This window comes from Nonomuraea sp. NPDC049625 (assembly GCF_040675285.1).
GTDB lineage: Bacteria > Actinomycetota > Actinomycetes > Streptosporangiales > Streptosporangiaceae > Nonomuraea > Nonomuraea angiospora_A.
The window spans coordinates 935,520-959,687 of record NZ_JBFAOQ010000001.1 but is presented as its reverse complement, the minus strand read 5'-3'; the positions used below and the strand labels follow the sequence as shown (position 1 = coordinate 959,687).

Genomic DNA, 24,168 nt, shown 5'->3' with positions numbered 1-24,168 from the left:
CCTGCCGCCGGCCTACGTGAGCAGTCAGGCGTCGAAGCCGCGGCGGGCGGCCTCGATGTGACCGAAGTACTGGTGGGTCCAGCCGCAGATCAGGTCGACCGTCGCCCGCAGGGCCTGGCCCGGCTCGGTGAGGGTGTACTCCACCCGCGGCGGCACGGTGGGGTACACCTTTCGCTCGGCCAGGCCGTTGCGCTCCAGCATGCGCAGGTTCTGGGTGAGCATCTTGTGGCTGATGCCCTCGACCTCGTCCCGCAGCTCGCTGAAGCGCAGGGTGCGCTCACCGAGCGCCTCGATGATCAGCAACGCCCACTTGTTGGCGACATCCGAGAAGATCTCCCGCGCCAGGGAGTCCGCGCGCCTCAGATCCGCCTCATCGGACGAGCCCATGAACTGCTTGGTCACCATCTGGTTCCCCAGTCACTGAAAAGTTCGTTCTTCCACGTCAACGAACACTCTCCTATGGTTTCCCAGTAACCGCAAGAGACCACGAAGTCAGGTCGTCCGCCGCCTTGCGCTCACCTGACGTAATGAAAGGACCGATGGGAAATCTCATGGCCGTCTCGCTCATCAACCCTGACCAGCATGTCCGAGTCCCGATCTACCACCACGTCGCGGTGGCGACGGGCAGCAGGCAGGTCCACATCGCGGGACAAGTCGCCTGGGACGAGAACGGCGAGCTCGTGGCACCAGGCGACCTAGCCGGACAGGTCGCCCAGGTCTACCGCAACGTCGCCAAGGCGCTGGACGCGGCAGGAGCGACGTTCCACGACGTCGTCCGCTTCACGTGGTACGCCGCAGGCTGGAAGAGAGAGATGTACGACGCCTTCAACGCGGGAATCGAACAGGCGGCCCTCGAGTTCGACCTCGCCACGCCGCCGCTCGCGCTGATCGGGGTCGACATCCTCTTCGAGCCCGGCATTCTCATCGAGGCCGAGGTCACCGCCATCATCGATTGAGGGGCGTACAAGCGTCATCCGGGGCGTGTCAGCGTCAGAGGAGGCCGGCGTCGCGGACCTTCATGGCCACGTGGACCCGGTTGTCGGTGCCCAGTTTGGCGAAGATGCGGGTGATGTTGGCCTTCACGGTCGCCACGCTGACCGACAGGCTCGCGGCGATCTCGGCGTTCGAGGCGCCCCTGGCCACCTCGATCGCGACCTCCCGCTCCCGCTCGGTGAGCACGGCCAGCTCCGCCAGCGCCCGCGGCCGGCGCGGCTCGTGGCCACCGGTGGCGGCCGCGATGACCTGGCGCGCCACGCTCGGCGACAACACCGGCTCACCCCGGGCCACGGCCCGCACGGCCTCGATCATCTTCGGCGGCGGCGCGTCCTTCAGCAGGAAGCCGTGCGCGCCGAGCCGCAGGGCACGCAGCACGAGGTCGTCGGCGTCGAACGTCGTCAGCACCAGGATCCGGGGCGGCGCCGGCCGGCTGAGGAGCAGCTCGGTGGTGACGAGGCCGTCCTGCTCCGGCATGCGGATGTCCATCAGCACGACGTCCGGCCGCAGGTCGCGGATCACGTCCATGGCCTGCTTGCCGTCCCCGGCCTCGCCGGCCAGGTCGAGATCGGGCTCGCCGCCCAGGATGAGGCGCAGCCCCGTGCGCACCATCGGGTCGTCGTCCACGATCACCACTCTGATCACGGGTTCAAGCCTCCCACGGCAACCGGGCGTCCAGGACAAACCGCCCATCTCGTACGGCGTGCGTGAGCGTTCCGCCGGCCATCCGGGTCCGTTCCGCCAGCCCCACCAGCCCCAGCCGCCCTCCGGGCCCCGTGGGACCGCCGGGCGGGGCCGCGTTGCTCACCCGGATCCGCAGACCCTCGCCGGGCCGTCCGCCCAGCTCGGCCGTCACGGGGCTGCCCGGCGCGTGCTTGCGCGCGTTCGTGAGCGCCTCCTGCACGATCCGGTACGCGTGCCGCCCCGTCTGCGCCGGCAACGCGTCGCGGCAGGAGATGGCGTCGTCCACCTCGACCCGCTGCCCGGCGGCCCGTACCTCGTCGAACAGGGCCTCCAGGTGCGCCAGCGTCGGCTGCGGAGGCGCGAGGCCGTCCTCGCGCCGCAGCGTGCCGAGCACGGCGCGCAGCTCGTTGAGCGACTGGTGCGCGTTCTCCTGGATGGCCAGCGCGGCCTCGCGGGTCTGCTCGGGAGACAGGTTCTCGCGGTACGCCAGCCCGCCCGCCAGCATCGCCAGCAGCGAGATCCGGTGCGCCAGCACGTCGTGCATCTCCTGGGCTATCTTGAGCCGCTCCTCCAGCTTGGCCTGTTCCACCCACTGCGCCTGCGCCGCGACCACGGCGGCCTGCCGGGCGGCGGCCAGATCGCGCCGGCCGGCCAGGTAGAGCCCGAACAGGGTGCTCCCGGCCAGGATCACGGCCGCGGCCACCGCGTACACGAGAGTCAGCAGGCGGTTGTCCGACCACCGGGTGGAGGACACGACGCACAGCCAGAACACGACCGCCACCGTCGCCGTCTGCCGCCAGCGCCGGTACGCGGCCAGCGACCCGTACGCGACGACGGCCGGACCGAGCGCCGTGAAGGAGAAGGCGGTGGCCAGCGCCGTGGCCAGCGCGGTCTGCCACGGCCCGCGATGCCGCCAGCGCAGCAGGACGAGCGCGGCGACGCCCAGGGCCATGTCGACGAACGCCTTGGGGGGAGGGGTCGAGGACGCGCGGGCGGCCAGCACGATCAGCGTCAGGCCGAGGGGCAGCGCGGCGAGCAGGTAGGGCAGGGCGGCGGCCATGCGGTCGGGGCCGGGGTCGAGGGACGAATCGTGCACGGCTCCAGCCTAAGGAGCTCCGGCCTGCGGTTTTAGCGACCTGGGTCTACCGTCGTGCAGACCTGGGTCCACATCCGTCCGCGAGATCTGGACCCGGGGCGGTGTGGTCGTCGCCCCAGGTCCGATGAGCGGGCGGGTCCCGTTCCTGTGGACTTGCACCGTGATCGAATTCCAGCGCGTCAGCAAGGCGTACAAGGGGGTGACGGCCCTCGACGACGTGTCCTTCACCGCGCCGCCGGGCGCCGTCACCGGCTTCCTCGGCCCCAACGGGGCCGGAAAATCCACCGCTCTGCGCATCCTGACCGGGCTCACCCGGCCCACGTCGGGCTCGGCGACCGTGCTCGGCCGGCCGTACGCGCGGCTCGACCGCCCCGGCTACGACGTCGGAACGCTGCTCGACGCCGGCGCCCACCATCCCGGCCGCAGCGGCAGGGAGGTGCTCACCCTGGGTGCGCTGATGCTCGGCCTGCCCAGATCGCGCGTCGGCGAGGTCCTGGAGATGGTGGGCCTGTCCGGGCGCGAGGGCGGGCGGGCCGTGGGCGGCTACTCGCTGGGCATGCGCCAGCGGCTCGGCATCGGCCACGCGCTGCTCGGCCGGCCGCGGGCGCTCATCCTGGACGAGCCCGTCAACGGCCTCGACCCGCAGGGCATCCAGTGGATGCGCGGGCTGCTGCGCGGCCTGGCCGACGGCGGCTGCGCGGTGCTGCTCAGCTCGCACCTGCTGCACGAGGTCGAGCAGGTCGCCGACCACGTCGTCATGATCGGCCGGGGCCGGGTGCTGGCCCAGGGCACGGTCGCCGAGCTGAGCCGGGGCCACGGCCTCGAACGGACCTTCCTCGACCTGACCTCCGATGCCGACAGGAGCCCCGCGTGACTCGCGAACCGGAGCCCGGCACGGGCCGCATCCCCTTCGGCCGGTTGCTGCGGGCCGAGACCCGCAAGCTGTTCGACACGCGCAGCAGCATGATCATGACGGGGGTCCTGGCCGTCCTGGCGGTCGCGCTCGTCGCCGGCCGGGCCATCGTGCAGACCGGGCCACCGAAGCTGTTCACGCTGGCCGGCAGCGCGGCCATCGCGCTGGGGATCCTGCTGCCCGTGCTGGCCGTGCTGACGGTGACGGCGGAGTGGAGCCACCGTACGGCGCTGACGACGTTCGCGCTGGAGCCGCGCCGGGCGCGGGTCCTGGCGGCCAAGTGCCTGCCGGCACTGGGCACGGCCGTGGTGGCATGCCTGTTCGCGCTGGTGGCGGCGGTGCCGGCGACGGCCGTCGCGGCGGCGGCACGGGGTGTGGAGGCATCCTGGTACGTCGCCCCGCAGACCGTGCTCGGGTGGATCGCGGTGATGGTGCTGATGACCGCGCAGGGCCTGGCGATGGGCCTGCTGCTGCTCAACGCCCCGGCAGCCATCGTGATCTGCATGGCCGGTACGGCACTGTGGAGCTTCGTCGCGCAACTCGGCGGGGCGGGCGAGACCCTGGCCGCGTGGCTGGACCTCAACACGACGACCAACCCGCTCATGGGCGGGGCTTGGACGTGGGAAGCCGCCGCCCGCCTGACCACGTCGGTGCTGGCCTGGATCGTCATCCCCGGCGGGCTCGGGGTTCTGCGCGTCGTCAGAAAGGACGTGAACTGACGGCTCCACCTGCGCTTGTGCACGTGACCTGGACCAGTCTGCCCTGCTGGAGGCGCTGGAGGTCCTCAAAACCTCCGAGGCGAGCGAGCGGCCGGCAAGCGGACAAGATCATCTACCAGACCCCGATCGCGATCAGTGCCGCCCCGAACGAGCGCGCCCCGACCCGTCTGGCGCAGCGCAACGGGACCGACCCCGCACGCTGACCACCTTGCGGTGGTGAACCACAGGCTTTGCCCGAGGCGCGGGTGATGGGAGCCGATCCGGCGTACGCCTTCAAGGCGAGGTCGTCGGCGGCACGGCACGCGGTGTCGAGTCGTAGCAGGAGGGCCTGCAGTTGGCGGCCAAATGCTTTCCCGGGCGCAGCTGGACTTCGCGCCACCGCGGCTCTATCGACAACTTGGTAGGGTGCGCAGGTTGCACCACTTTGGAGAGTACGGCAGCACTCAAGGGAGAGGACACCAGGCGACGATGCAGGCGTCAGAGGTCCCGCGTGCGGTGGCCGCGGCCATGTCGACCGCCTCCTCACTCGGCCTGACAGCCGACGACGCGATCGTTCTTCATGACTCGAACAAGCTCACTCTGCGCCTGCTGCCTTGTGACGTCCTGGCCCGGGTGGCACCTGTAGCGCATCAGGTCGCACAGTTCGAAGTCGACCTTGCTCAGCGGCTCGCCGACTCCGGGTGCCCTGTGGCTGCTCTCGAGCCTCGAGTGGAGCCACGCGTCCATGAGCGTGACGGCTTCGCGGTCACGCTGTGGACCTACTACGAACCCGTGACACCTCAAGAGATCTCACCAGCCGACTACGCCAATGCGCTCGAGCGGCTGCACACCGGCATGCGCAAGCTCGATGTCCCGACGCCGCACTTCACGGATCGAGTCGAGCAGGCTCAACAACTCCTGGCGAACCGCGACCAAACTCCGGCGCTCGCCGACGCGGACCGGGAACTGCTCGGCGACACGTTACGAAGCCTGAGACGAGTGATCGGCGAGCGCGGCGGCGCCGAGCAGCTGGTGCACGGCGAGCCGCACCCGGGCAACGTGCTCACCACGAAGAACGGGCTGCTGTTCATAGACTTCGAGACATGCTGCCGTGGGCCTGTCGAATTCGACCTCGCCCATGCGCCCGAAGAAGTCAGTGAGCACTATCCGGGTGTCGATCAAGACTTGCTGCGCGAGTGCCGGATCCTCATGCTGGCGATGATCACAACGTGGCGCTGGGATCGAGGCGACCAACTCCCGAACGGGCGCCAACTGGGCACAGAGTGGCTCAGCCAGATCCGAGCAGCGCTCGATCGCAAAGGGCCGGACACCCATGGCTGATCGCGGGCCTTCGAGATCGTAGCCAGCCGACTGTTGATGCCGGGGTCTACCGTGATCCTGGCCTTGGCCGATCGTACGCTCCTCGTACGTGATCATGGGATCGGTGGCAGCGAGTGTCACACGCCGGAACGCAAAAGGACCTGCGTTTCCGCAGGTCCTTGCCCATCTTGCGATGGAGATCTCGAGTGCCCCCTGTAGGATTCGAACCTACGCACCCGGCTCCGGAGGCCGGTGCTCTATCCCCTGAGCTAAGGGGGCTCGACGAGTGATAAGGCTATCAGCATCCCGGCACCACTCGGCACACGATAAAGGTCCTTGAACACATCCAGCGAAAACCACCCGTGACAACCTCGCTACAGGTTACCTTGGCGCCCGTGGGCGAGGTTCTTGGGAAAGTACTGGTCGTGGACGACGACGAGGTCATCCGGCAGCTCATCGCGGTCAACCTGAACCTGGAGGGGTTCGAGGTCGCGACCGCCACCGATGGGCAGGACTGCCTTGATCGTGTGCTCGACGTCATGCCGGACGTCATCACGTTGGACGTGATGATGCCGTGCCTGGATGGATGGACGACGGCGCAGAGGTTGCGGACCGAGGAGGCCACCAGGCATATCAAGGTGGTGTTGATCACGGCGCGGGCGCAGGACGATGATAGGCGGCGGGGGTTGGGGATCGGGGTCGACGCTTATCTGACCAAGCCGTTCGATCCGGCCGAGTTGATTCAGGTCGTACGGGATCTGGCGACGGCGGCCGGCAAGGGATAGGGGCGGCCCGATTCCCTCGCTCCCCCGGACCTGATGGGAGTGGTGGGCATGGACGGGCGGCTTGAGCGGGCCAAGGAGCTCTATGAGCGGGCCGTTTTCGGCGGGGATGTGGCCGGGCTGGAGGCCGCCGATCGGGGGCTGGACGGCGTGGAGGCCGATCTTGCGCTGGTGCGGGGGCGGATCATGCACGGCCGGTTTCTCGATGGGCAGGGCGAGCAGGGCGACGAAGAGCTGAGGCTGTTCGAGAGGGCCGCGGAGCTTTACCGGGCGCTCGGGGATGTCCGGGGTGAGGGTGAGGCGCTGCTCTGGGTGGGGACCTTCCATCAGGTCGTCCGCGGGGACGAGGCGCCCGCGGCGGCGGCTCTGGAGCGGGCCCACGAGCTGGCGACGCAGGCCGGCGACAAGCTGACCCTCTCGTACGTCCTGCGCCACCTGGGCATCGCCGAGCACATGGCCGGACGGCTGCCGGCGGCGCGCGAACGGCTGGAGGAGTCCGTACGGCTGCGCCGGGAGCTCGGGTTCATGGCCGGGGTGGCGGCCAACCTGGTGGGGCTGGCGTATATCGCTGCCGCGGAGGGGCGGCGTGAGGACGCCGTGGCGGTGCTGGACGAGGCCGCTGAGATCGCCGGTGCCGAGAAAGCGGCAACCGTGCTGGCGTGGGTGGAAGAGGCGCGAGGGCAGTTCTAGCCGGCGGCTTCTTTTGCGAAAAGTTTGCGTACGGTGGGCCGTAGCGTCCCCCTCCCGAGCCTAGGAAGGCCCAACCGTGCGTAGCTCCATTTTCGGCAATCTCGAGTCCCAGCAGCTGCCACCCGGCTTCGCGCTCCAGAACGGCAAGATGCTGCGCGTGCAGCTGCCGCACGAGGTCCTGGCCAAGCAGGGCTCCATGGTCGCCTTCCAGGGGAAGATGGACTTCGACTACGAGGGCGGCGGGCTCGGCAAGCTCTTCAAGAAGGCCGTGACGGGCGAGGGCGCGTCCCTCATGCGCGTACGCGGCGAGGGGCTGCTCTACCTCGCCGACAACGCCGACGACATCCACCTGTTCTACCTGGAGAACGAGGGGATCACCGTCAACGGGCGCAACCTGCTGGCGTTCCAGCCGCAGCTCACCTGGGACATCCAGCGCGTGCAGGGGGCCGGGATCGCGGCGGGCGGGCTGTTCAACACGACGGTCACCGGGACCGGGTGGGTCGCGGTGACCACGCACGGCACGCCGGTGCTGCTCGATGCCGCCCGCATGCCCACGTACGCCGACGGCCAGTCCGCCGTGTGCTGGAGCACGGGGCTGCACGTCGGCGTCAACCGGACGATGAAGGTGGGGGCGCTGATCGGGCGGGGCAGCGGGGAGGCCATGCAGCTGGCGTTCAGCGGGCAGGGGTTCGTGCTGGTGCAGGCCAGCGAAGGGGCGCCCGTCGTGACCCAGTCCTAGGTAGACAGGTAATTAGCTAATTGCCATAATACCTTTGTGCTGGACGTCGACCTGGTCAAGGCACTGGCCAATGACAAGCGGCTGCTGATCCTCGATTGGCTGCGCGATCCCGAGCGACACTTCCCGCCGCAACGCGACGGCGACCTCGTACGCGACGGAGTTTGCTCGCTCTTCATCGCCGAGAAGCTCGGCGTGAGCCAGCCCACCTGCGGCGAGCACCTCAAGGTGCTCGCCAAGGCGGGACTGATCCGCGGCAGGAAGATCAAGCAGTGGGTGTTCTATCAGCGCGACGAGGACCGGATCGCCGCGGCGAAGGAGTTGTTGAGCAGTGGCTGGTGAGCTGTACGAGCGGCTGATCTCCGACATGGACGCCGCGGGCGCCCGCTACCGGGTGATCGAGCACGCGCCGGAGGGGCGGACCGACGAGGTCAGCGCCCTGCGCGGGCACGACGTCGCGCAGGCCGCCAAGTGCCTCGTCGTGATGGTCAAGATCGGCAAGAAGCAGACCCGGCACGTGCTGGCCGTCGTGCCCGGCAACGCCCGGCTCGACCTGCAGGCGGTCAAGTCGCTGCTGGACGGCACGTACGTGGCCTTCGCCGCCAAGGACAAGGCCGAGGAGCTGGCCGGCAGCATGAGCGGGACCGTGCTCCCGTTCAGCTACGACTCCCGGCTCGAGCTGATCGCGGACCCGACGCTGCTCGACCAGCCCGAGCTGTACTTCAACGCCGCCAGGCTCGACCGGTCCGTCGCGCTGGCCACCGACGACTACGTGCGGCTGGCCGAGCCCAGAGTGGCCCCCATCACAGCGAACTAGGAGCAGGTGGGCGTGGGGGCGGTGTTCGTGCCGCTCCACGAGGCGATGAAGCCGAACGTGGTCGAGGCCCCCGGCGCGAGCGAGCCGTTCCAGGCCACGTTGCGCACGGTCACCGCGGAGCCGGTCGCGCTCAGCGTGCCGTTCCAGAGCTGGCTGATCCGCTGCCCGTTCGCGAACGTCCACTGCACCGTCCACGCGCTCATGGCCGAGGCGCCGGTGTTCTTGACGGTGACCTCGCCCTGGAAGCCGTCCTGCCACTGGTTGGCGTTCTTGTACGTCGCCGTGCACCCGCCACCGGGAGTGGGAGTGGGAGTGGGAGTGGGGGTGGGGGTGACGGTGGGCGTCGAGGTGGGGGTGATCCCCGACAGGGCGCTCACCAGGGGCGGGTACCACTTGTCGGACATCTTCTGGTCACCGGTCGAGTTCGGGTGCACGCCGTCGTAGGTGTCCGTGCTCGTGCTGAACCCCGTCCATTGGTCCACCACCGTGATCGGCGACTGCTGCGTGGTGGTCGCGGCCGCCCAGGCGGGGATGGCGTTGTTGAAGTTCACGGCGCGCTGGCCGCAGTCGGCGCAGGTGGACGGGTTCATGGGGATGATCTTGGCGACGAGGATCTTCATGTTGGGGTTGCCGGCCCGCATCTGGTTCACGAGCGTGGTGAACGCGCTGAGGATCGTCGCCGGCGCGATGTTGCTCCACACATCGTTCGTGCCGAGGTGCATCAGCACGATGTCGGGTTTGGTCGCCGAGAGCCAGCCGGGCAGCTGGCTCTGGTTGGCGATGTTGGTGGCCAGGTAGCCGCCGTGGCCCTCGTTGTCGCCGTCGTACGAGACGCCGCAGCCCTGCGGCGGGAGGGTGCCGACGAAGTCGATGTTGGTGTAGCCGGTGCTCTGGAGCCGGTTCCAGAGCAGCGCCCGCCAGCAGCCCGGAGAGCCGGTGATCGAGTCGCCCAGAGGCATGATCCGGGTGGCGGCGGCACCGCTGGCCTGCGTGGTCGTCGCGAATAACACCGCCGCGGCGAACGCCAGCATCGCCGCCAGCAAGGTGCTGGTCCTGCGCATCGTCTGCTCTCCCGTCGTAGCCTGCGCAGATCGTAAGGACGGCGCCGGTACGGCGGGAAGGCGGCGAGCCCCGCGCGAGGCGGCGACCTGCGCGAACGCCGGGATCGGCGTGTAACTTTCAGACCCGCTCCCTGCGGACCACGGCGAGCGGGCAGGGGGCGTGGTGGAGCATGGCCTGGCTGATCGAGCCCATGAGCATCCCGGCGAACTGGCTGCGCCCGTGCGTGCCGACCACCAGCAGGTCCGCCTCGGCCGCCGCCTCCCGCAGCACCTCGACGGGGTGGCCGTGCACGACCTCCGGCACCACCTCCACCCCCGGATGCCGCTCCCGGTGCCCCGCCAGGAGCGCGTCCAGCTCGCGCGACTGGTCCAGCTCGCCGTCACGGTCGGCCGGCTCGAACCCGCTCGGATGCGGCCAGGCCCACGCGTGTACGGCGCGCAGCTTCGTACCGCGCAATTCGGCCTCGGCGAACGCGAAGCCCAGCGCCCGTACGCCCCCGGGAGACCCGTCGACCCCCACCACGATCTCGCCACGCGGGATCGAGGGGCGGGCGCGTACCAGGACGACGTCCGTGACCGCGTGCGCGGCGATACCGTACGCGACGGACCCCACCAGCAGCCCGCGCACGCCGCCGACGCCCCGGCTGCCCGCGACCAGCAGTTCGGCGTTCTCCGAGACCTTGACCAGCGCGGAGCGGGGGTCGCCGGGCAGCAGGACGGTCTCCACCGTGATCTCCGGCCGCTCCCGCAGAGCGCGGTCCCGCGCGGAGATCAGCACCGATTTCGCTCCCTCGCGCAGCCACCGGCCGACCTCGGCGTAGTGTCCGTCGGTCTCCTCGCACACCCACTTCGGAACGGCGTGCGCCACGGTAAGCGGCACCTGTCTCAGCGCCGCCTCCGTGGCGGCCCAGCCGGCGGCGTCCAACCCGGTTCTCGAGCCGTCAACGCCGACGATGATCATGGAACTGGCTCCTCAGGTGAAGGCGTAGCACTCCACCTCGGCGCGGCGGTACGTCAGCCCCGCGGAGACGGATTCGCGAACGCACTGGCGTTCGGCCTTACTGAGCTTGAGCGTGCCGCATACGGTCACGCCGGAATACGTGCGACAGTCGAGCGTCTTGTCGTATTTGCCGATGCGGTACATCTCCTTGACCGCCTCACGGCACTTCGCCTTGCCCTGGTCGGCATAGCGGCACTGGGAGATGAGGGTGTCGTACTGCTGCTGACTCACTTCGTGCTGGGCGGTACCGTCTCCGAAGGCGGCGGTCACGCCGGACGTGGCCATGACCACGAGTCCTGCGACAGCGGCGATCTTTTTCATATGTCCCCTGATGGGAGCATACCGCCCAGCGCCCTCGCCAAACCTCGTGCGATCTCCCGCAGGCGGGGTAGGGCTCAGATTGAAGATTCCTTCGACCCCTCTCGGAGGAGGTAGAAATGGGCACATCGGGAGTCGGAAAAACAGTCCAGGACGTGATGCACCGCGGAGCGCAGTGCGTCGGCGAACACGACAGCCTCCGCACGGCCGCGCAGATGATGCGTGATCTTTCGGTCGGCGCGTTGCCGATCTGCGGGGACGACGACCGGCTCAAAGGGATCATCACCGACCGCGACATCGTGATCAAGTGTTGCGCCGAGGGCAAGGACATCGACCAGACCACCGCGAGTGAGCTCGCCCACGGGCTGGTCTGGGTCGACGCCCACAGCAGCGTCGAGGAGGCGCTGCAGAAGATGACGCAGCACCAGATCAAGCGGCTGCCCGTGATCGAGAACCACCGGATCGTGGGCATGGTCACCGAGGCCGATCTGGCGAAGGAGCTGCCGGACAACAAGCTCGCCGAGTTCGTCCACCGCGTGTACGCACCCGCGTAAACGCGACGTATCAGATGCGAGGGGGTCCCAGAGCGGGGCCCCCTCACCATGTGAAAGCAGAGACGGATGTGCAACCTTTCGTCCCCGGACCGCATTGGTAAGGGGCGAGAGGAGACAGCACATTGGATCGTCACGACGGCTTCCGCGAGTTCGTGCTCGCCCGCCAGCAGGCGCTGATGCGGACCGCGTACCTGCTCGTGGGCGACGCCCACCTTGCCGAGGACCTGCTGCAGAGCGTCTTGACCAAGATTGTGAAGCACTGGCCCAAGCTGGCCAAGGAGGGCAATCCTGAGGCATACACGCGCAAGGCCCTGGTCAACCAGTACCTGGCCTGGCGCCGCCGCCCCCGGCCCGAGGTGCTGAGCGCCGCACCGCCGGAGCAGGCCGCCTCCCATGACAACGCCACGCTCGACCGGATCGTCCTGCGCCAGGCGCTGGCCAAGCTGACCCGCAAGCAGCGGGCAGTGATCGTGCTGCGCTACTGGGAGGACCTCACCGAGGCGCAGACGGCCGAAGCGCTCGGCTGCTCGATCGGCAACGTCAAGAGCCAGACCCATCACGCCCTCGCCCGCCTGCGCGCGCTCGCGCCCGAGCTGGCTGACCCGTACCTGCAGGAGGTAGTTCGATGACCAGGCTGCGCGAGGCGCTGAGCGGTCTCGCGGAGGAGGCGCCGCTGGTGAGCCTGGCCGACGCGGCCATCGCCGGCCACCGGCGCAGGCGGCGCACCACGATGGCGGCGACCACCGTGGCGACGGTCGCGGCGCTGGTGGCGTCGGTGGCGGTCACGGCGGTGGTCTGGCCCCGAGAGGCCTACCCGGCCGCCCCGCAAAGCGCGGACACGGTGGCCGACCTGCCCGACGGGAAGGTGGGGGCGATCGGGTACGGGTACAGGACGCCCTGCGACGTGTCCAAGGACCAGCAGGTCATCAACTGCCGCGTCCAGGAGTGGCGGGTGGTCACCCGCGCCGGCACGACGTACCGGGTGCCGCAGGCGCTGGCAGCCACCCGCAAGGGCGGTTACAGCCCCATCGCGATCAGCCGGGACGGGCGCATGCTCGCCTACTACAGCCGCGAGGCCCAGGCCCACGTGGTCCGCGACCTGACGACCGGCGCCGTGTCGACCTCCCCCTTCAAGGTGAAGGAGGAGCAGATCCAGATCGGCACCCAGCTCGTCGTCTCCGACGACGGCCGGTACGTGGGCTTCGATCCGCGCGTGGGGAGCAAGAGGGACACCGGGCTGCTGATCGACGTACGCACCGGCAAGACGGTGCGGGTCCCCGACCAGTTCGAGATCATCAGCATCAAGGCCGGCATCGCCCAGCTGCTCCGCAACGTCAAGACCGACATGTGGCTGATGCCCGTCACCGGCGGGGGCAAGCCGGTGCGCTTCGACGGGACGTTCATCCTCTTCAGCGAGCTCGCTCCGGACGGCCGCACGGTGGTCGCCCGCGACTACAAGGACAAGGAGCCGGCGCTAACCGTCCTCGACGCCAAGACCGGGCGGATCGTGCGGAAGGTGCCGATCCGCGGTCTGCCGAAGGGCGACGGCTTCCACGGCGCCACCATCTGGCAGAGCCCGTCCGAGGTCGTGATCCTCAGCGCCCGCAAGCAAATCAGCACGTATGCGGTCAACATCGAAACCGGGAAGGCCCGGCGCCTGGCCGACTACGCCAGCGGGCCCTGGACCAGCCTGGTCCTGCCCGGAAAGGGCGCCGGGAAGTAGCCGCCGCGAGGGCGAGACAGGTCTCGCCCTCGCCTGAGGCGGAGATCAGTGGATCCTGGCGAGGTCGATGATCACGTACTGGTCCTTAAGCGCATAGGACACCAGGCCGCCGTCGAGGATGCCCGGCTCCACCCCGGTCATCCGGCCCTTGTCGCTCGGCCGCAGGCCCAGGTCCCCCTGTTTGCCGGTGGCCAGGTCGAGCAGCACCTGACCGCCTGCGGCACCAGGCGGATCGGCGGCCATGAACCGGTCGTCGCCCAGCCCGAGCACCGAGGAGCCGGGCAGATCCCGTTCCCGCGAACCGTCGCGCAGCCGGTAGAAGCGCGTGTCGTCGGGCCTCATGCCGACGCACGTCGTCACGCCGCACCTCACATACCTCTCCCCCGGCCGGACGACCGCCCTGCTCGCCTGCCCGGTCTCGGCGTTGAGCAGCTCCCGGAAGCTGGGCTCGCGGTCCTGCGTGTACTCGCTCGGGGTCGCCACCCACGGCCAGCGCAGGATGTGGTGCCGCTCCGCACCGGCGACGGGGGTCACGCGCCCGCCCCTCAAAGGGAACGTGAAGACCCCGCCTTGGACCAGTGAGAACGCCACCCGGTCGCCGACCACGGTCAGCTTCTCACCGCGCGCTTTGACCGGGCCGCCGGTGTCGATGGCGGCGGGCTTCCCTCCAGAGACCGGCACCGACCAGAACCGCGTGTGGTCGTTCCTGTCGATCGTCTGCCAGACGATGCGGCCCGCGCCGACCGTGAAGGCGTACGCGGAGGGGACGTCCGCGATCTTCCGGGTCCGGCCGGTGCCGAGGTCGTAGGCGTAGATGGCGTCGGCCCGCTCGCCGCTCTTTTCCGTCCACAGGAGCACCGTGCGGTCGTCGATGAAGATCGCCGGACGGAAGTCCGGGACGCCCGGGAGCTGCCGGGGAATCTTCCAGACCGCGCCGGGCCAGACCTTCTCGACGGGTGCGGGCAACCTGGTCTGCGCCACCTGCGCCCCGTCGATGCCGCGTACCGTCACGCCGACGATCACCATGGCGACCGCCGCCACCAGCGCCTGCGTACGCGTCCTGCGGCGGCGGGAGCGCGCCGCGATCCGGCCGGGGAAGCCGATCGGGGCCTGCGGCGCCCCCTCGGCGGCACGGCCGAGCACCCGGCTCAGGTCGTCTTCCAGATCCGTGCTCATGGGGCGCTCCTCCTCGCGGACGTACGGTGGGCGATCGCGGAACGGAGCTTGGCCAGACCGAGCGACGCGTGGCTGCGTACGGTCCCCTGGGAGATGCCGAGCACGCCGGCGATCTCCGAGTCGTGGAGCTGCTCGTAGAAGCGCAGGACGAGGACGGCGCGCTGCTTGCGTGGCAGCCCTTCGAGCGCCTGCCAGAGCTCCTGGTCGGCGTCGGAGGGCAGCACGTCCTCGATCGGCGTCTCCGGGAGGGCCCAGGCGAGCTGCTCGCGGCGGCGGCGCCGCCAGGCGCTGATGTGCAGCCTGGCCATGATCGCCTTGGTGTAGCGCTCCGGATCCTCCTTCCTGCGCACGCGCGCCCACGCCCGGTGCAGCCTGACCAGCGCCTCCTGCGTCAGATCCGCCGCGTCGTGCGGATTGCCGCTCAGGGCGTAGCCGTAGCGCAGCAGCGCGTTGGCGCGTTCGGCGACGAACTCCGCGAACCGGGGGTCGTCTTCCACTTACCATCGCCTTTCCGTGATCGGTCTCCCCTCAGACGGACTTGGCGGTGGATTTGTTGAATGGAGGGGGAATCACCGTCAGATGCGGTCGGCGGCGATGAGCAGGTACTGGAAGCTGCCGTCCTTGTACGCGTCGAGGAACGCCTGCTCGATCCCCGTCGCGAGGTGGGTCTTGGCGCGCAGCTCCCAATAGGGGATGGTCGCGGCGGTGAGGTCGATGACGTCGATGGGGACGAGGCGGTTGGCCGCCATCTCCTTGAAGTAGGTGCTGCGGGGGTGGATGTCGCAGATGTAGTGGGCGTTGATCTGGCTCACGGCACGCGAGGGCAGGCCGTAGGCGTCGTTGTAGCAGCCGGTGATGCACACGTACCGGCCGCCCCGGCTCAGGAGGCGGGCGTGCGCGGCGAACAGCAGCGACAGCTCGACGTACATCGTGCTCTCGTTGTTCCAGATCGCCTGGAACGTTCCAGGTTCGAAGCCGGTGTCGAGCATGTTGCGGAAATGGAAGCGCACCTTGTCGGACACACCGCGCTTCTCCGCCTGTTCGTTGGCGAAGGCCACCTGGGACTCGGAGATGGACACGCCGTCTACCTGGCAGCCGTACCTGCGGTTGACCAGGAGGCTGGAGCCGCCACGGCCGCAGCCGGCGTCCATGGCCCGGTGCTCGGGCCGCAGGGCGCCGAGCTGGCCGATGAGGAGGTCGGCCTGCGCGTGCTCGAGCCGGTGAAGCTCCTCGATGATGCGTTTCTCGCGGGTGTCTTCCGGGCCTTCAAGGACCGACCAGTCCACCTCGCCGATGCCATAGTGGTGGTGGTAGATCCCGTCGACCTCACCCAGTCGGAGGTTGACCGGGTTCTTCTCGGTGTTCCAGTAGTCGGCGACGGAGTGCTGGTAGTAGGTGCTGAGTACGGGACTGGCCGTCATCGGCAATGCTCCTCTCTCTAGGACTTGTAGCGGCTGGTGGTGTCGTGCCATTCGACGCAGCCGGCCATCCAGCTCTGCGCCCCGCGCAGGAACCGCTTCAGCTCGACGGACGGTACGGCGTCGAGCGCAAGCCGGCTGGCCTCGAAACCTCTGACGAAGTCGTTGTGCATGGACACGGCGCGTTCGGTCGCCTCACGGATGGGGCAGCCCTCCTCGGCGGCGATCAGCAGGATCACGTTGGAGTCGGGGAGCTCGTCGGCCGCCTCCCTGGCGACGGAGTGCAGGTCGTTGACGAGGACGCTGGCGGTGCCCGCCTGCATGAGCGCAGTGTGGAACCTCCTGTCGAAGAAGAGATTGGCGGGGAGTTCGTACGCGCCCACGATGTCGATGAGCGTCATGGACGTGTAGAAGCTGTCGTGCTGCCGGGCCGCGAGGTAGCGCCACACGGGCGGCGGCGTCTCCAGGTAGCGCCAGGCGGCGTAGGCGGCCCAGCTCACGTACATCTGGGAAGTGATGTTGCAGATCCGCATGACCTGCGACGGGGTGGCGTGGCGGGTGATGTGGCTGACGGACGCCCGCAGGGAGACCAGGACGGGATCGGCCTCGATCGCCTCCTCGAGCTGGCGCGTGTAGTCGCCCGCGGGCGGAGGCGGGTCCATGGCCGAGGTCACGAGGGCGAGCCGCGGCGGCAGCTCCGTCGGCGTGGCGCCCAGCTCGGTCTCGTCGGCGTAGTAGTCGTCGGCCGCCCACCAGGCGGCGTTCGTCTGCGCCGCGATCAGCAGCAGGTCGGGGTCGTCGGCGTCGGGGTGGGCGAGCATGGCCAGCCGCCCGTAGCCGGTCGCGCCGAACTCCTCCATGCGCCCCTCGTGCAGGCCGATCCGCTCCGCCCACGCCACCAGCCGCCGGTCCACCTCGTCGCCCAGCTCCTGGTCGTTCCTGACGAGCTCGGGGCAGTAGAGCGGCGGATAGGTCCCGTCGCCCCACTGCCGTTCCCGGTAGGGCAGCGGGGCGAGACTGTGGCGGTAGGCGGCGCTGCGCGCCGCCTGCGCGGGATCCATCGGAGCGGGCCTGGGCGGCTCGTGCCCGTCCCTTTCGTCGGGCCGTGGCACGGGATGGCGGTCGAAGAGCGGCAGGCGCAGCGCGGAGGTGCCCAGACCGGTGGGACCTGCTGCGATCTCGGGCATGACGCGCCCCTTCCTGGAGTCGAGCCGGAGTCGGGCGGTCAGGAGCGCGGCGCGGAGACGTCGACGTTCTCGAGGATGCCGATGGCGTCGGGCACCAGGATCGCCGCCGAGTAGTAGGCGCTGACCAGGTACGACATCACGGCCTGGGAGTTGATGCCCATGAAGCGGGCGTTGAGCCCCGGCTCGTGCTCCTCCGGGAGGCCGGTCTGGTAGAGGCCGACGACCCCCTGGTCCTCCTCCCCCGTGCGCAGGGCCAGGATGGAGGTGGTCTGGTGCTCGGAGATCGGGATCTTGCCGCAGGGGAAGATCGGGATGCCGCGCCAGGCCGGGATCTCGTGGCCGTCGACGTCGGCGCTGCCCGGCACCAGCCCGCGCTTGTTGCACTCCCTGAAGAACGCGGCGATCGCCTTGGGGTGGGCGAGCAGCATCTTGGTCTTGCGCCGCATGCTGATCAGGTCGTCCAGGTCGTCGGGGGTCGGCGGGCCGGACCAGGTGCTGATCCGCTGGTCGTAGTCGGTGTTGTGCAGCAGCCCGAACTCGCGGTTGTTGACCAGCTCCCACTCCTCGCGCTCGCGGATCTCGTGGACCGTCAGGCGCAGCTGCTGTTCGAGCTGGCTCATGGGGTCGTTGAAGAGGTCGGCCACGCGGGTGTGGACCCGCAGGATGGTCTGCGTGACGCTGAGCTCGTACTCGCGGGGCCGGATGTCGTAGTCGACGAACGTGCCGTCGATGACCGGCTCGCCCACGTGCCCCGAGGCGAGCGCGACGGCCGCCTCGCCGCGGCGGTTGACCGGCTTGCGCGTCTCCTCCAGGTAGCGGACGACGTGCTCGCGCAGGGCGGGGGTGTCGCCGAGCAACTGCTGGATCTCGTGGCGCGGTGCTACCAGGATCGTGCCGGAGGTGGCGGCCCTGACCGTGAACGGCCATCGGGGGCTCTCCTGCACGAGCGCGTCGTCGCCCAGGTGCGCGCCGTCGGTGAGGACGCCGAGGGCCTGCGCGTCGCCGTACGCGCCGGCGGCCAGCCGTTCGAGCCGGCCGTGGGCGATCACGTACGTGTCGGTGACCGGCGTGCCCGCCGCGGCGATGACCTCTCCCGCCTGGAACTCCCGCGGCGCGAACGTCGAGGCGATCGCCGCCAGCGCGTCGAGGTCGTCGAAGCCGCGCAGCAGGGGGATCTCCTGGAGCGTCTGCGGGACGATGAGCACGTCGTCCGCCCCGTTGAGCACCACGCTCACCCGGCCGCGCCCGATGTGGTGCGTCAGCCGGCGGTTGACCCGGTAGGTGCCGCCGCGCACGTCGACCCACGGCAGCCTGCGCAGGAGCCAGCGGGAGGTGATGGCCTGCATCTGCGGGCGCGTCTTGGTGGTGGTGGCCAGGTTGCGCGCGGCCCGGGTGTCCAAGCTCAACCGAGGCTCCGTCGACATGTTCCCTCGCAATCGCTCGCCTGTGACAGCAGATGTCCGTGAGGCATTCACCACTGAACGTAGTCAGGCTGACACAATCCGTAGAGTGTCTTGATGGTCACGTACTGCTAACCCCGCTGCGGTAGCGATCTAACGGCGGCGGGCGCGAGCCAAAAGCCACAGCAGGAGGGGCGCTCCCAGCACGCCGGTGACCACGCCGACCGGCAGTTCGACGTCCGGGATCAGCAGCCGCGCGACGACGTCGGCGGCCAGGACGATGAACGATCCGGCGAGCCCGGCGGCCAGCGGCGGCGGCCAGGCGGTGCGGGCCAGCCGCTGCGCGATCTGCGGCGCGGCCAGCGCCACGAACGCGACCGGACCGGCCGCCGCGGTGCCGAACGCGACCAGCGCCACCCCGGTCAGCAGCAGCGTCAGCCGCGCCGCCTGCACCGGCGCCCCGAGCACGACGGCCACCTCGTCACCGAGCTGCAGCGCGCGTGTCCAGCGGCCGAGGAGGAGCGCGGCGGGCACGAGGACGGCCAGGGCCGGCGCGAGCGGCGCCACGTGGCCCCAGTCGCGCCCGTTCAGGTTGCCGAACAGCCAGCCCAGCGCCTGCTGCGCCTGGAAGTTCCCGGTGGTGACCATGAGGTACTCGGTGGCGCTCGTGCACATCCACGACACGCCCACCCCGACGAGCACGATCCGGTAGCCGCTCGCGCCGCGCCGCCAGGCCAGCAGGTACGTCAGCAGCGCCACGACCACCGCGCCCGCGAAGCCCAGCACCTGGAGCCCGCCGGCACCCATGACGATCCCCGCGACCACGGCCAGGCCCGCCCCCTGCGTGACGCCGATCATGTCGGGGCTGGCGAGCGGGTTGCGCGTCATCGTCTGGAACAGCGCGCCCGACACCCCGAAGGCGGCGCCCGCCAGCAGCCCGGTCAGCGCCCTGGGCAGGCGCAGCTCTCCCACCACGAACGCGGTGCCCTGGTCGCCCGCGCCGGCGAGCGCCTGGATCACCTCGCCGAGGCCGAGCGGGACCTCGCCGAGCCCGATGCCCAGGCAGAAGGCCAGGAACGCGGCCCCGGCCAGGGCCAGGCAGACCACGATGACGCGCGGGCGCAGCACCCCGGAGACGGGCGGCACGGACAGCCTGAAGGTCAGCTGGGTCATAGCTCCGCCAGGTGCTTACGCCGGGCCAGGACGACGAAGAACGGCCCGCCGACGAACGCCACGAGCAGCCCGGCCTGCACCTCGATCGGCGGCGCCACCACCCGGCCCACCACGTCGGCCGCGATCAGCAGGCAGGGCCCGAGCAGCGCGGCCATCGGCAGCAGCAGCCGGTGGTCGGTCTCGGAGCCGCCCGGCCGCGCGACGAGCCGGGCCAGATGCGGCACGACGAGCCCGACGAAGACCACGGGCCCGATGGCCGCCACGGCGGCCCCGGTGAGCAGCATCACGGCCGCCGCCGCCCGCGCCCGGACCAGGCCCACCCGGCGGCCCAGCCCTCTGGCCACGTCGTCGCCGAGCGCGAGGCTGTTGAGCGCGGGCCCGCAGGCCAGGGCGAGCGCCGACCCGGCGAGCACGAACGGCAGGAGCTGCGGCAGCACGTCCGCGCCCGCGTGGGACAGCGACCCCGCCGACCAGAACCGGTAGCGGCCCAGCGACTCCGGGTCCACGAGCACGAACGCGCTGGTCACCGAGCTCAGCAGGAACGTCACCGCGACCCCGGCGAGGGCCAGCTTGACCGGCGTGCTCCCGTCGCGGCCCAGCCCGGCCAGCGCGTAGACGAGGACGCTCGCGACCAGCGCCCCCGCGAAGGCGAACCAGACGAATCCGGCAAGCGCCGAGACGCCCAGCACGCCGATGGACACGACGACCGCGAACGCGGCCCCGGCGCTGACGCCGAGCACGCCCGGGTCCGCGAGCGGGTTGCGGGTCAGCGCCTGCATGAGGGCGCCCGACAGGCCGAGCGCCGCCCCCGCCAGCACGCCGACCAGCGTGCGCGGCACCCGTACCGACCAGATCACGTCGAGGACGTCGCGGTCGGTCACGGTCCCCGCCAGCGCACCCACCACCTGGTCGGGCGGGACCTGGCGGGCGCCCAGCGAGAGCGACAGCAGGCAGACCAGGACGAGCGCGCCGGCCGACAGTGCGAGGGGTCTCACGCCTTGGTCGCCGGGTCGCCGTCGGCGGCCGCGGCGAGCCGCGGCACCAGCCCGTCGAGCATGTACGGCAGGCTCAGCACGGTCACGAAGGAGACGGCGTTGCCCTGGTCGGTGTTCTCCTGCAGGAAGACCTCCCGGCCCTCCTTCACGACGCCGAGCCCCTTGTAGACGCTGTCGGCGTGCAGCGTGCCCTGGTCCTTGGCGACGTCGGCGGAGCTCCAGACGATCACGCCGGTGTCGACCAGGTCGAGGCGCTCGCGGCTGATGTTCGCGCCGAACTTGTCGCCGATCGCCTGGTCGAGGCCGTCGGGCAGCTTGAACCCGAGCGAGGCGAGCAGGCGGGAGCGCGGGTCCTGGCTGCCGAAGACGAAGTAGCCCTCGTAGACGGTGGCCATCAGCGCGGTCTTGCCCTGGAACTCCGGATGCTCCTTCCGCACCTGCGCGAACCGGTCCTCGACCTGCTTGACCAGCGTGTCCGCCTCGGTGGCGCGGCCGACGGCGACGCCGACCTTCCTGGTGAGCTCCTGCCAGGGGATGCCGTAGTCGATGTACTCCTTGGGCTGGGCCACGGTCGGCGCGATCTTCGACAGCGTCGTGTACTGCTCCTGGGTGAGACCCGAGTAGAGGGCCAGGATCAGGTCGGGCTTGAGTGCCGCGATCTTCTCGAACTGGGGGCCGCTGCCGGTGTCCTTGAGGACCTGCGGGAGGGGCGCGGCGCCCAGCTCGTCCTTGGCCCAGGGGCCGATCGCGCCCGGGTAGTCGCCGATCCACGTCGTGGCCCCGACCGGGGTGACGCCGAGGGCCAGCAGGGCGTCCTGTTCGAGCAGGCCGACGGTGACGATGCGCTTGGGGGCGGCGGGGACGGCGGTCTCGCCGTACTTGTGCGCCATCTTGACGGCGGCGGCGGACGGTGGGGAGGCGGCGGGGCGCGTCGAGCCGCAGCCCGCGATGGTGATCAGGACGAGTGCCACGAGGGCGAGTGCGCGGGTCATGGAACGCTCCTCACTCGTTGTGCTCGGCGCGGCCCTGGCGCCAGTAGCCCATGAAGGCCACCGCGCGCCGGTCCATGCCGCGCTCGGCGACCAGGTATCGCCGCAGGGACCTGATCACCGCCGCCTCGCCGGCCAGCCAGGCGTACAGCGGCTCCGTGCTCTCCTCCTCCGGCACCTCCCACAGCTCCTCCACGTCGACGTCCACGTCGTCGAACGTGTCGGGCACGGGCAGCGGCGGCAGCAGCGTGCCGGCGGCCGACCGCAGGGCCGCCTCCAGCAGGGCGCCGCGCTCGGCGTCGCCCCTGGCCAGCCACTCGATCTTCACCTGGCTGGCGGTCCGGATCTCCAGGAAGTCCTGCTCGCAGGGCACCTCCATGAGCGCGGTGCCCGTGAAGCCGTCGGGGAGCCTTTCGAGGATGGAGCAGATCGCGGGGACGGCCGTCTCGTCGCCGGCGATCAGCACCGTGCCGGTGCCGGCCGGCGGCTGGAACACCACGTTCCCGTGCGCTTCGGGGTGCCGCGCGTCGCCGCCGAACAGCACCGCGACGTCATCGGGCCGCACCTCCTGCGCCCACCGCGCCACCGGCCCGTCGCCGCCGGGGTGCATGACCACGTCGACGTCCACCTCGCGCTCGGCCTGCCTGACCAGCCTGGCCGTGTACGTGCGGATGGGGTTGCGCCTGTCGTCGTCCAGCTCGCGCCACCGCGGGAACCAGTCGGAGCCGGTGGGCAGGTGGGCGAGGCCGTGGCCGGGGAGGGGGAGGATGAGCTTGATCCGCTGGTCGTAGCCGTTGTCGGCGAATATGCCCAGGTCCTCCCCTGTGAAGGTGACCCGGAGGAACGATGGGCTCAACCGTTCCAACCTGGCCACACGCACGTCGAACATGCGATAGGGCTCCACCAGCGCCAGCCTCCCGCCGCAACTATTAGGTGAGGCTAACCTAACCCATCACGATCGCGAACGCCACGCCGGGCCCGCGTCCCGGTCAGCGGCGCAGGAACTCCCGCAGGTGGGCGAGCAGGGCCTCCGGGCGTTCCTCGGCGATGAAGTGCCCGCACTCGGGGATCTCGGCGGCGGTGACGTCGGCGGCGTACTCCCGCCAGATCTCCTCCGACGGCAACCGCGCCGGCAGCCCCACCGACCCCCACAGGGCCAGCACGGGCATGGTCAGGCGGCGCCCCGCGGCGGCGTCCTCGTCGTCGAGCGCGAGGTCGCGCTCGTGCGCCCGGTAGTCGTCGAACCCGGCGCGCAGGGCCCCAGGACGGCCGAACGCCTGGACGTAGACGTCGACCGCCTCGGCGGACAGGCCGTGCCGGTTGTACGTCCAGCGCTCGAAGAAGTACTCCAGATAGCCCCGGACGTCGTGCCCCACCAGGCGTTCGGGCAGGTCGGGCTGCAGGTGGAAGAGCCAGTGCCAGTAGCCCGCGGCCACGGTCGCGTCCAGGCGGCGGAACATCTCGCGCGTGGGGACGATGTCCAGCACCGCGACCTTGCCGACCTGGTCGGGACGGTCGAGACCCCAGCGGTGGGCCACCCGCGCGCCGCGATCGTGCCCGACGACCGCGGCCCGCCCGAACCCGAGCGCGTCCACCAGCTCCGCCATGTCCGCGGCCATCCGCCGCTTGTCGTAGCCGCCGGCCGGCTTGTCGCTCAGCCCGTACCCTCGCAGGTCGGGGGCCACCACCGTGAACTCGGCTGCCAGCGGCTCGACGATGTGCCGCCAGCAGTGACCGGTCTGCGGCCAGCCGTGCAGCAGCACCACCAGGGGCCCGTCGCCGGCCCGCGTGTAGTGCAACCGGATGCCGTCGACCTTTGCCACGCCCGTCGTATTCATTGGCTCAGTAGATCATGGGACGATCCCGTGACCCCATAAAGCGCCAAAAATAGGGGCATTGACGAAAAATCCTTACATGGTACTCATAGATCGAGTCGGAAAGTTTCAGGACCCCCCACCGAGACCGTCCAGAGCTCACCCGAGGAGGACGCGCATGGCGCGCACCCAGCCCCCCGAGACCCCCATCGACTTATACGCCGCCGTCCAGGGAGAGGTCTCCTGGTTCTGCTGCGGCACCGCCTGGGGACCGTGCAGCACCACAGGCAAGGGCGCCTGTGGCACCTGCAACTCCGGCAGCCTCCAGCACGCCTGGCCCAACACCTCCGACGCCTGCTGGGCCATCACCCACCCCGACACCTGCGGCTTCAACCTCTCCCGCCGGACCTGCGGTTTCCAGCACCGCACCACCAACCTGTGCAGCGGCGTCAGCGTCGTCACCTCCATCGCCGACTGCGGCCCGCAGACCGACCTGTTCTGCGGCGAGCGCAGTTGCTGCGGCTCGACCTGCGCCACCGACCGGATCATCGACCTCACGCCGGCGGCGTACAGCAAGATCGCCAGCCTCTCCACCGGCCTGCGTCCCTGCTCGATCGACGCGGCGTGAGGG

Annotated in this window: 29 protein-coding genes and 1 tRNA gene; 13 read left to right on the top strand and 17 right to left on the bottom strand. The window is 70.3% G+C overall.

Annotated features, from left to right (window positions below; genetic code table 11):
• Positions 1-24 precede the first annotated feature (24 nt).
• Positions 25-405, bottom strand: a complete 381-nt coding sequence (locus tag AB0J87_RS04680) for a helix-turn-helix domain-containing protein (protein WP_350728579.1) — start codon at positions 403-405, stop codon at positions 25-27.
• 134 nt (positions 406-539) lie between these two features.
• Here AB0J87_RS04680 and AB0J87_RS04675 point away from each other — a divergent pair, with 134 nt between their 5' ends.
• Entirely contained in the window at positions 540-956 is a 417-nt protein-coding gene (locus tag AB0J87_RS04675; RefSeq protein WP_363962627.1) for a RidA family protein, read from the top strand.
• Positions 957-990: 34 nt separating this feature from the next.
• On the opposite strand, the gene AB0J87_RS04670 is transcribed toward AB0J87_RS04675, so the two are convergent.
• Complete coding sequence (locus AB0J87_RS04670) at positions 991-1,638, bottom strand: response regulator transcription factor (RefSeq protein ID WP_363962626.1); 648 nt, start codon at positions 1,636-1,638, stop codon at positions 991-993.
• 4 nt (positions 1,639-1,642) lie between these two features.
• Positions 1,643-2,773 carry a histidine kinase gene (locus tag AB0J87_RS04665; RefSeq protein ID WP_363962625.1) on the bottom strand — a complete coding sequence of 377 codons (1,131 nt, stop codon included), beginning with the start codon at positions 2,771-2,773 and terminating at the stop codon, positions 1,643-1,645.
• 160 nt (positions 2,774-2,933) lie between these two features.
• Between AB0J87_RS04665 and AB0J87_RS04660 the strand changes: the two genes are divergently transcribed.
• The 3 genes from AB0J87_RS04660 to AB0J87_RS04650 all read left to right on the top strand — a co-directional run bounded on the left by AB0J87_RS04660 (position 2,934) and on the right by AB0J87_RS04650 (position 5,725).
• Entirely contained in the window at positions 2,934-3,647 is a 714-nt protein-coding gene (locus AB0J87_RS04660) for an ATP-binding cassette domain-containing protein (RefSeq protein ID WP_363962624.1), read from the top strand.
• The gene (locus AB0J87_RS04655) at positions 3,644-4,405 is read left to right on the top strand and encodes a hypothetical protein (protein WP_363962623.1); all 762 of its coding nucleotides are present in this window, start codon (positions 3,644-3,646) and stop codon (positions 4,403-4,405) included. The genes AB0J87_RS04660 and AB0J87_RS04655 overlap by 4 nt, the downstream gene beginning before the upstream one ends.
• Positions 4,406-4,873: 468 nt before the next feature.
• Positions 4,874-5,725, top strand: coding sequence for an aminoglycoside phosphotransferase family protein (locus AB0J87_RS04650; RefSeq protein WP_363962622.1), 852 nt, complete (start codon positions 4,874-4,876; stop codon positions 5,723-5,725).
• Between the two features lie 186 nt (positions 5,726-5,911).
• Here AB0J87_RS04650 and AB0J87_RS04645 read toward each other — a convergent pair.
• Positions 5,912-5,983: transfer RNA gene (locus AB0J87_RS04645), tRNA-Arg, on the bottom strand.
• Positions 5,984-6,099: 116 nt separating this feature from the next.
• Here AB0J87_RS04645 and AB0J87_RS04640 point away from each other — a divergent pair.
• From AB0J87_RS04640 to AB0J87_RS04620, 5 genes are all read left to right on the top strand, one after another.
• Positions 6,100-6,489, top strand: a complete 390-nt coding sequence (locus AB0J87_RS04640) for a response regulator (RefSeq protein WP_357726914.1) — start codon at positions 6,100-6,102, stop codon at positions 6,487-6,489.
• A 48-nt stretch (positions 6,490-6,537) separates the two neighbouring features.
• The gene (locus tag AB0J87_RS04635; RefSeq protein ID WP_350728567.1) at positions 6,538-7,176 is read left to right on the top strand and encodes a hypothetical protein; all 639 of its coding nucleotides are present in this window, start codon (positions 6,538-6,540) and stop codon (positions 7,174-7,176) included.
• A 76-nt stretch (positions 7,177-7,252) separates the two neighbouring features.
• The gene (locus AB0J87_RS04630; RefSeq protein WP_363962621.1) at positions 7,253-7,915 is read left to right on the top strand and encodes an AIM24 family protein; all 663 of its coding nucleotides are present in this window, start codon (positions 7,253-7,255) and stop codon (positions 7,913-7,915) included.
• A gap of 36 nt (positions 7,916-7,951) precedes the next feature.
• Complete coding sequence (locus tag AB0J87_RS04625; protein WP_363962620.1) at positions 7,952-8,254, top strand: winged helix-turn-helix domain-containing protein; 303 nt, start codon at positions 7,952-7,954, stop codon at positions 8,252-8,254.
• On the top strand, positions 8,244-8,729 hold the full coding sequence (locus AB0J87_RS04620) for a YbaK/prolyl-tRNA synthetase associated domain-containing protein (RefSeq protein WP_363962619.1): 486 nt from the start codon (positions 8,244-8,246) through the stop codon (positions 8,727-8,729). Before AB0J87_RS04625 ends, AB0J87_RS04620 begins: the two co-directional genes overlap by 11 nt.
• On the opposite strand, the gene AB0J87_RS04615 is transcribed toward AB0J87_RS04620, so the two are convergent.
• The 3 genes from AB0J87_RS04615 to AB0J87_RS04605 all read right to left on the bottom strand — a co-directional run bounded on the left by AB0J87_RS04615 (position 8,726) and on the right by AB0J87_RS04605 (position 11,111).
• Positions 8,726-9,790, bottom strand: a complete 1,065-nt coding sequence (locus AB0J87_RS04615; protein WP_363962618.1) for a cellulose binding domain-containing protein — start codon at positions 9,788-9,790, stop codon at positions 8,726-8,728. The genes AB0J87_RS04620 and AB0J87_RS04615 overlap by 4 nt on opposite strands.
• A 118-nt stretch (positions 9,791-9,908) precedes the next feature.
• The gene (locus AB0J87_RS04610; RefSeq protein WP_363962617.1) at positions 9,909-10,751 is read right to left on the bottom strand and encodes a universal stress protein; all 843 of its coding nucleotides are present in this window, start codon (positions 10,749-10,751) and stop codon (positions 9,909-9,911) included.
• A 12-nt stretch (positions 10,752-10,763) separates the two neighbouring features.
• Positions 10,764-11,111: a hypothetical protein gene (locus AB0J87_RS04605; RefSeq protein WP_225963971.1), complete on the bottom strand. Its 348-nt coding sequence runs from the start codon at positions 11,109-11,111 to the stop codon at positions 10,764-10,766.
• Between the two features lie 116 nt (positions 11,112-11,227).
• Here AB0J87_RS04605 and AB0J87_RS04600 point away from each other — a divergent pair, with 116 nt between their 5' ends.
• The 3 genes from AB0J87_RS04600 (at position 11,228) to AB0J87_RS04590 (ending at position 13,385) form a co-directional block, all read left to right on the top strand.
• Entirely contained in the window at positions 11,228-11,662 is a 435-nt protein-coding gene (locus AB0J87_RS04600; RefSeq protein ID WP_363962616.1) for a CBS domain-containing protein, read from the top strand.
• A 122-nt stretch (positions 11,663-11,784) separates the two neighbouring features.
• Entirely contained in the window at positions 11,785-12,291 is a 507-nt protein-coding gene (locus AB0J87_RS04595; protein WP_363962615.1) for a SigE family RNA polymerase sigma factor, read from the top strand.
• The gene (locus AB0J87_RS04590; RefSeq protein ID WP_363962614.1) at positions 12,288-13,385 is read left to right on the top strand and encodes a hypothetical protein; all 1,098 of its coding nucleotides are present in this window, start codon (positions 12,288-12,290) and stop codon (positions 13,383-13,385) included. Before AB0J87_RS04595 ends, AB0J87_RS04590 begins: the two co-directional genes overlap by 4 nt.
• A gap of 45 nt (positions 13,386-13,430) precedes the next feature.
• Here AB0J87_RS04590 and AB0J87_RS04585 read toward each other — a convergent pair whose 3' ends face one another.
• The 10 genes from AB0J87_RS04585 to AB0J87_RS04540 all read right to left on the bottom strand — a co-directional run bounded on the left by AB0J87_RS04585 (position 13,431) and on the right by AB0J87_RS04540 (position 23,546).
• The gene (locus AB0J87_RS04585) at positions 13,431-14,561 is read right to left on the bottom strand and encodes a hypothetical protein (RefSeq protein ID WP_363962613.1); all 1,131 of its coding nucleotides are present in this window, start codon (positions 14,559-14,561) and stop codon (positions 13,431-13,433) included.
• Complete coding sequence (locus tag AB0J87_RS04580) at positions 14,558-15,058, bottom strand: SigE family RNA polymerase sigma factor (RefSeq protein ID WP_363962612.1); 501 nt, start codon at positions 15,056-15,058, stop codon at positions 14,558-14,560. Before AB0J87_RS04580 ends, AB0J87_RS04585 begins: the two co-directional genes overlap by 4 nt.
• 78 nt (positions 15,059-15,136) lie before the next feature.
• Complete coding sequence (locus AB0J87_RS04575; protein ID WP_350728557.1) at positions 15,137-15,982, bottom strand: geranyl diphosphate 2-C-methyltransferase; 846 nt, start codon at positions 15,980-15,982, stop codon at positions 15,137-15,139.
• Between the two features lie 17 nt (positions 15,983-15,999).
• On the bottom strand, positions 16,000-17,166 hold the full coding sequence (locus tag AB0J87_RS04570; protein WP_363962611.1) for a family 2 encapsulin nanocompartment cargo protein terpene cyclase: 1,167 nt from the start codon (positions 17,164-17,166) through the stop codon (positions 16,000-16,002).
• Between the two features lie 38 nt (positions 17,167-17,204).
• Positions 17,205-18,590: a family 2B encapsulin nanocompartment shell protein gene (locus AB0J87_RS04565; protein ID WP_363962610.1), complete on the bottom strand. Its 1,386-nt coding sequence runs from the start codon at positions 18,588-18,590 to the stop codon at positions 17,205-17,207.
• A 129-nt stretch (positions 18,591-18,719) separates the two neighbouring features.
• Positions 18,720-19,739, bottom strand: coding sequence for an iron chelate uptake ABC transporter family permease subunit (locus AB0J87_RS04560; RefSeq protein ID WP_363962609.1), 1,020 nt, complete (start codon positions 19,737-19,739; stop codon positions 18,720-18,722).
• The gene (locus AB0J87_RS04555) at positions 19,736-20,734 is read right to left on the bottom strand and encodes an iron ABC transporter permease (RefSeq protein WP_363962608.1); all 999 of its coding nucleotides are present in this window, start codon (positions 20,732-20,734) and stop codon (positions 19,736-19,738) included. The genes AB0J87_RS04560 and AB0J87_RS04555 overlap by 4 nt, the downstream gene beginning before the upstream one ends.
• A complete protein-coding gene (locus AB0J87_RS04550; RefSeq protein WP_363962607.1) occupies positions 20,731-21,726 on the bottom strand; it encodes an iron-siderophore ABC transporter substrate-binding protein in 996 nt (331 codons plus the stop codon). The genes AB0J87_RS04555 and AB0J87_RS04550 overlap by 4 nt, the downstream gene beginning before the upstream one ends.
• 10 nt (positions 21,727-21,736) lie before the next feature.
• Complete coding sequence (locus AB0J87_RS04545) at positions 21,737-22,612, bottom strand: siderophore-interacting protein (RefSeq protein WP_363962606.1); 876 nt, start codon at positions 22,610-22,612, stop codon at positions 21,737-21,739.
• Positions 22,613-22,712: 100 nt separating this feature from the next.
• Complete coding sequence (locus tag AB0J87_RS04540) at positions 22,713-23,546, bottom strand: alpha/beta hydrolase (RefSeq protein WP_363962605.1); 834 nt, start codon at positions 23,544-23,546, stop codon at positions 22,713-22,715.
• Positions 23,547-23,715: 169 nt separating this feature from the next.
• On the opposite strand from AB0J87_RS04540, the gene AB0J87_RS04535 reads away from it, so the two are divergent.
• A complete protein-coding gene (locus AB0J87_RS04535) occupies positions 23,716-24,165 on the top strand; it encodes a hypothetical protein (protein ID WP_192790359.1) in 450 nt (149 codons plus the stop codon).
• Positions 24,166-24,168 lie beyond the last annotated feature (3 nt).

Coding starts and splice junctions, on each gene's coding strand:
- AB0J87_RS04535 (WP_192790359.1), top strand. CDS start 23,716: ATGGCGCGCACCCAGCCCCCCGAGACCCCCATCGACTTATACGCCGCC.
- AB0J87_RS04565 (WP_363962610.1), bottom strand. CDS start 18,590: ATGTCGACGGAGCCTCGGTTGAGCTTGGACACCCGGGCCGCGCGCAAC.
- AB0J87_RS04575 (WP_350728557.1), bottom strand. CDS start 15,982: ATGACGGCCAGTCCCGTACTCAGCACCTACTACCAGCACTCCGTCGCC.
- AB0J87_RS04570 (WP_363962611.1), bottom strand. CDS start 17,166: ATGCCCGAGATCGCAGCAGGTCCCACCGGTCTGGGCACCTCCGCGCTG.
- AB0J87_RS04635 (WP_350728567.1), top strand. CDS start 6,538: ATGGACGGGCGGCTTGAGCGGGCCAAGGAGCTCTATGAGCGGGCCGTT.
- AB0J87_RS04650 (WP_363962622.1), top strand. CDS start 4,874: ATGCAGGCGTCAGAGGTCCCGCGTGCGGTGGCCGCGGCCATGTCGACC.
- AB0J87_RS04605 (WP_225963971.1), bottom strand. CDS start 11,111: ATGAAAAAGATCGCCGCTGTCGCAGGACTCGTGGTCATGGCCACGTCC.
- AB0J87_RS04560 (WP_363962609.1), bottom strand. CDS start 19,739: ATGACCCAGCTGACCTTCAGGCTGTCCGTGCCGCCCGTCTCCGGGGTG.
- AB0J87_RS04545 (WP_363962606.1), bottom strand. CDS start 22,612: ATGTTCGACGTGCGTGTGGCCAGGTTGGAACGGTTGAGCCCATCGTTC.
- AB0J87_RS04600 (WP_363962616.1), top strand. CDS start 11,228: ATGGGCACATCGGGAGTCGGAAAAACAGTCCAGGACGTGATGCACCGC.
- AB0J87_RS04585 (WP_363962613.1), bottom strand. CDS start 14,561: ATGAGCACGGATCTGGAAGACGACCTGAGCCGGGTGCTCGGCCGTGCC.
- AB0J87_RS04675 (WP_363962627.1), top strand. CDS start 540: ATGGGAAATCTCATGGCCGTCTCGCTCATCAACCCTGACCAGCATGTC.
- AB0J87_RS04590 (WP_363962614.1), top strand. CDS start 12,288: ATGACCAGGCTGCGCGAGGCGCTGAGCGGTCTCGCGGAGGAGGCGCCG.
- AB0J87_RS04680 (WP_350728579.1), bottom strand. CDS start 405: ATGGTGACCAAGCAGTTCATGGGCTCGTCCGATGAGGCGGATCTGAGG.
- AB0J87_RS04615 (WP_363962618.1), bottom strand. CDS start 9,790: ATGCGCAGGACCAGCACCTTGCTGGCGGCGATGCTGGCGTTCGCCGCG.
- AB0J87_RS04610 (WP_363962617.1), bottom strand. CDS start 10,751: ATGATCATCGTCGGCGTTGACGGCTCGAGAACCGGGTTGGACGCCGCC.
- AB0J87_RS04550 (WP_363962607.1), bottom strand. CDS start 21,726: ATGACCCGCGCACTCGCCCTCGTGGCACTCGTCCTGATCACCATCGCG.